Raw genomic sequence first — 5,373 nt, 5'->3', positions numbered from 1 at the left:
CAGCCTTAAATTCATTGAAATCAAAATTGGATAAATCTATCTTTTTATTCTTACTCATGGGCACCTCTTTTAAGTGTTGAAATTATAACAAGTTAAAAGAGATGACACAGTTATTTAAACACTACCCCTTTATAGGGAACTAACGTGAGTATATTTATCTGCTAACTCATTCAATGCTTCACCACTTACTCGATGAACGGTCCACTCATCCATTGGTTTAGCGCCGAGTCGTTCATAAAATTTAATAGCCGGTTCATTCCAATCTAATACCCACCATTCAAAACGCCCACAATTTCTATCTTTAGCTAATTTAGCTAAGTAAGCCAGCATAATTTGTCCTATTCCATGGCCGCGCGCTTCGGGTTTAACAAATAAATCTTCTAAATAAAGACCTGGTTTGCCTAAAAAGGTTGAATAATTATGAAAGAACAATGCAAAGCTAACTGGTTTTTCATCAAGATAACCAATGATTACCTCTGCATGAGATTTAGAACCAAATAAAGTTTCCAACAATTGTTCCTCAGTAGCGACTACTTCATGAAGCAGTTGCTCATATTCAGCTAATTCTTTAATAAATTGTAAAATTAAAGGGATGTCATATGGTGTTGCAAATCTAATTTTTAAATCTTGATTCATAATATTTATCCTAAAATCTACTTAATGCGGGTTCGGCATTTTATCTCACTTTTTATTTATGTTGCAGAAGGCTTGATGAAAAAAGGTTCTGCATTACTTGTTGAAAATACCTTAAAATTGTGTGGCTGCTCTGCTTCTAAACGTATGTATAAGACAGGTTCGCTGATAAGCTGTTTTTAAAAAGATATAGTTCTCTATTCAGCTGTATCCAATGGAATCAGTATTTACAAGGTGAACGTGAGTTGGCAGAATGTTTTTCTAATCTTTGAATTGAAGGCAGCAGCTTCTGTTAAACATTGAGAATTTTCTTTAATGTAGCATCAAATCTTATTAAAGCTGGAATGATTTGTCCATTATTCTCACAATCGAGTTTTTTCTTGATACTCTCAAAATGTCGTTCTACAGTTCTTTTGGAAATCTCAAGTATAGCGGCGATACGATGTAAATTAAAATTATTGTAATATAAATAAATCATTTCCTTTTCCCTATGCGTTAAATTTTTAGCACCCAAAAAACTAAAGGGAAGGGTATTGTAATCAAAAACTGTATCTTTTATCAGTTCCGTCATTTGTTTATTGGAAGATTGTAAAATAAAGTTTTTCAGTTGAGTTTCATTATCGCAATTTTCCGAGTTAAAGAGCTCATTCATGCGGATGATGCATTCTTTAGGGAGAGTTGAAAAGTTTTCTTTTGTATGTAATCTCCGGATCTTGGCAGCCATATTATCTGCTATCATTTTAAAGTAGTCCAAATTATTAACTACAAAGTTATTTACAAGTCCGGGTTGATGATTGGAGGCAAAGGTTACCATTTCCACATGAGAGGAGTCCTGATAAAAAAAATCAATAAAAAAAGTATAATCCCTTTCAAGAAGACACTTTTTGATCCCAGAAGCAATTACATTGTCATTAGGTACATGGCACACATAATAGTTATTATACTCATAATTCTTTTTACAAAGATTTTGTTCTATATATAACTCTTTATTGAGAATTTCATCAATTATATATTTTTCGGAGTTCAGTTGTAGATACCTTCCTTCTAAATCGAAATACACATACCCCCAAAAGTCGATACATGTTCTGTCGAAAATGCCTCGATATGCCTCACTCAAGAAGGAGGTATATGCTTTCATATTTGTAATAGCGCTCACTTTTTAAAAGCCTCTAATAGGAGTTATTTAAAATACCAACTACGCAATCGGTTCTGCTGTATTTCTATGTTGTAGTATAATTATACAACAAAATGATTAAAATAATTGAAAAATACATTTTTAGCAAAGTTGAAAAATCAATCAAGAACCATTTCAGACGAATAAATATCAACTGTGAATATTCCTCTTTTTTTAAAAAGCTAATTTGACATCAAAATTTTTTAAAAAATGAATTTCTCAATACTACTGAATCAAATTCACTAGTTTCTTAATGTTTTAGGGTGTTTTTGTGAGAGGCAAGAAGCGGTAAAAGCGTCTTGATATTAGCAAACTTCAAAGAAAGAATGTGTAATGGGTTAGCTATAATCTTTGGTTCAAACTGAAAATCCTCATCTTTTACTAGAGAAATTTATCTAAAATGATACATAGTCTTTCATCCCCTAAATTATAATTTTTTATTTTTCCTTGATTAATTTTTATAAACCGAACTTGAACGGGTACATACATTAAATCAATAGTCCAAAACGATGCTACTCTTAACAAAATATTATAAGATCTTGATGTACTTAATTATCACCAAGATCTTTACTTTTGAACCACGCTGTCACAAACTAATTTTTTGTAAATTATTTAAAAAAACTGCTTACCTCCATAGTATCTTCGTGATTAGATCTAAATTGATCCTCAACTACTTTAGGCAAGTCCTTAACAAAATTTTGAAGTGGAGGTTCACTAAAAAATGTGGTTACTTTGACTCCTAGAGAGTAATAGTCTTTTTTCATTGTGACGTTCTCTGGCTTACCAAATCTTTCATTTCTAGCACTTGTGACAGTCACATTGTCATTAATTAATTGAGGTAAAAATTGAGGTTTATTTTTAAGGTCCCATTCCAACCCCAAATCCTTCATAAAACTCAAAAGAATGCTAACTTTTTCTGGATGTTTCTTTTGATCGATTTTTTTAATCTCTTTTGCTATTTTAGCAATAGCTTTTATTTTTCGGTCAGTACAATCAGATAGTAATTGGTGCTTTTTTGCGATCTGGGTTTTTGTATCCTCGACTCCAATTGAATCTTTGATCGCTGAAACCATATCTTTGTTCGTCTTTTGTACCCTTTTATAGTTATTGGTGAACCAACTGGGTTGATTTTTATTAAATTCATTTAACTCTTTAGTAAGATACATAGCCACTGCTTTATCATCATGAAGCTTAAGTCTTTCCTCCTTCACGGGTTCTTTCTGAACTGTAACAGGAACCTGGGAATTGTGTTCAATTTTTTCCGAAAATTTTTCCTGAGCTTTTTTCGAATTCTCATCCATAACATATTTTCCAATTAATACTATTCTTTCCATGAATTCCTGAATCTTCTGGATAAAACTCTTACGAACTATAGGGCAGACTTCGTTGTTTAAACGAAGATTCATATCAGCTATATGAGCTATCATTGCCTTTTCGTTAAGAGCATGCTGTTGTGCTTTTACTTTTTCTTTCAAGGAATTATAAAATATATTACTTAGGGTATTCTCAGAAAACTCATGTCTTCCAAACCGATTCGTTTGCAGCAAATCAAGAACCCTATATTTTTCACCTTCATATAAAATAAAGGTATTAGTTTCAAATTTCGTTAAAAGACTGCAGAAGTTATTGATAGTAATACTTTTTTCTAGTTTTTCTCGTAAATGTTCAAATGCTTCCACCCTTAAATGAGTAATAAGCTCATCAGCAAAAAGACTAAATTTGTTAAGTCTTTTTATTTCATTATCTATAAGCCTAAGATATTTATTTTTTTCAGTTTTCCAGATATCCTCTCTATGTTTTCTTAGTTCTTTATCCCTATTATCTAATTCTTCGTATAGCTTATCTTCTTCTAATTTCTTTTGGGCTTCTTCTTTTTCCTTTAGCTTTCGCTGTTCTATCTCAACAATTTGTTTAACATACTCTTCCTTTAAGGAGCTACAGTCATCATTTATAAAAAATTCTGCACACTTCCATACATCATCTTCCATTGCAAGGTAAGAGACTGTACGATAGATTTCAATTTCAGTAATTTCCTGTAAAATTATTTCTTCCGATGTCGTATATCCCTCTATTTTATCGTTATATTGATTTTGCAATTCAGTTAAATCTTCTTCGTTCGAGTCATCCTCTATATCGTCATGAGAAATGGGTTCAACTTGAAAGTATGGATCTTTTATTTCTGTTTCATTCTTCGCACGCTCTGGTTTGCTTATTTCTATATAACCTTCAAGATCATTCAATTTCTGATGGAAGTCAGATGATAAATAGGTACTAAAATTTTGAGTTTGTCTTAGTAAATACTCAATTTCAGACACAGTAGGAGGCTTAGAACTCCATTGCTGCCACGCTTTTGCTGTGTACTCTTTCAGTAACGTGGAAAGTTCAGTAGTTCTAACTTTTCCATTTTCAGGAAGCTCTTCGCTTAAGAGGTCTTTTAAAAGATAGAAAGGTAGAGCAAAACTCAAATGAAGATTAAAATTTTCTAACGCTTCTTTTTTACTTACTTCTTGCTCATTTAGTGAAAATGCAATTAATTCTTTTTCAACACTATTTTTAAATATTTGATACTCCAATTCATTCAGTGTTGAAATCTCGTTAACTCTCCTCATTAAATCAGCTTTTAAGGGAGCCAATTGTTTTGCTAAACTTACGGTTAAGCTATATTGCTCTGTTTCATTTAATGAATGTATGGGCAGTCCTACATATTTAATTACCTCTGGATTTAATACAAAAAACGGCTCAGGTTTATAAATGCGATCGATAACATTATTTGCTACTTGTTGGACTGTAGCGGGGAATTGTTCTATAGCAGTATCAATCAACTCTTCAAATAGGTCATTGCCACAATCTATACTGTCACCCACTTCACTTATTATTTGACTTGCTTTTTCAAAAAAATTTTCTAAACCAGTCTGTGCTTCGGGTAAGTTTACTTTTTCTAAGGTTATATTTTCTATCTGTTCAGTAGCGCGTTCTACTATTGCATGAAGATCTTCAGTTTTAGAAAAGAGTTCCGCATATACTTGTTCAAAAATATGAGAGGTGTCTTTCTTCAATTTTAATTTTTCTGAAATGCTAAGAACTAAATCAATCCAATCCCCTGATTTATTAGGAAAAGTTTTGTTTATTAGAAGCTTACTATTAAATATATTATTTTCAAAAATGAATGTCTTAATACGGTCATAGTGTAATGTGAAAAGAAATGATTCCCTCTTAAGTTGTTCTTCTACATCTTTATCAGTTTCTACAGGTGCACTGTTATCTTTTAGAAATGAATATCGTTCCTCTGTGGATGGTTTTTCTTTTCTATTTTTGTCAACATAGGCTAAGCCATCTATATGAAGTATCCATTGTTTATTATCTAAAGATTCGCGTATTGTAGAAAGACAGATTAAGCGATAAGCTTTAGGATGAATTCCAAAATTCAAACATTGCGCAGTTGTTGACAGGGGTATAAAACCGCGGAAATATGGCGCAGGCTTAAATTGATCAAAGTACGCGCAAAGTACACACTTTGATCTGACATTTACCTTAAAGCTAAAATGGGGGCTCCTCTCTAAAGATAT

General features: G+C 32.0%; 3 protein-coding genes. All 3 read right to left on the bottom strand.

Features of this window, described 5'->3' with window-relative positions; all coding sequences use genetic code 11:
* Positions 1-129: 129 nt before the first annotated feature.
* The 3 genes from ACWTEW_RS05450 to ACWTEW_RS05440 all read right to left on the bottom strand — a co-directional run bounded on the left by ACWTEW_RS05450 (position 130) and on the right by ACWTEW_RS05440 (position 5,235).
* On the bottom strand, positions 130-636 hold the full coding sequence (locus ACWTEW_RS05450; RefSeq protein WP_454783609.1) for a GNAT family N-acetyltransferase: 507 nt from the start codon (positions 634-636) through the stop codon (positions 130-132).
* 289 nt (positions 637-925) lie between these two features.
* Positions 926-1,771, bottom strand: coding sequence for a helix-turn-helix transcriptional regulator (locus tag ACWTEW_RS05445; RefSeq protein ID WP_454783608.1), 846 nt, complete (start codon positions 1,769-1,771; stop codon positions 926-928).
* A 644-nt stretch (positions 1,772-2,415) separates the two neighbouring features.
* Complete coding sequence (locus ACWTEW_RS05440; RefSeq protein ID WP_454783607.1) at positions 2,416-5,235, bottom strand: hypothetical protein; 2,820 nt, start codon at positions 5,233-5,235, stop codon at positions 2,416-2,418.
* Positions 5,236-5,373 lie beyond the last annotated feature (138 nt).

This window comes from Legionella stuttgartensis, assembly GCF_977063405.2.
The sequence above is the reverse complement of the archived record's forward strand: the minus strand, read 5'-3'. Positions and strand labels throughout refer to the sequence as shown.

What these genes read in the sequence shown, in the direction of transcription:
- ACWTEW_RS05445 (WP_454783608.1), bottom strand. Translation starts at nt 1,771, where the DNA reads ATGAAAGCATATACCTCCTTCTTGAGTGAGGCATATCGAGGCATTTTC.
- ACWTEW_RS05450 (WP_454783609.1), bottom strand. Translation starts at nt 636, where the DNA reads ATGAATCAAGATTTAAAAATTAGATTTGCAACACCATATGACATCCCT.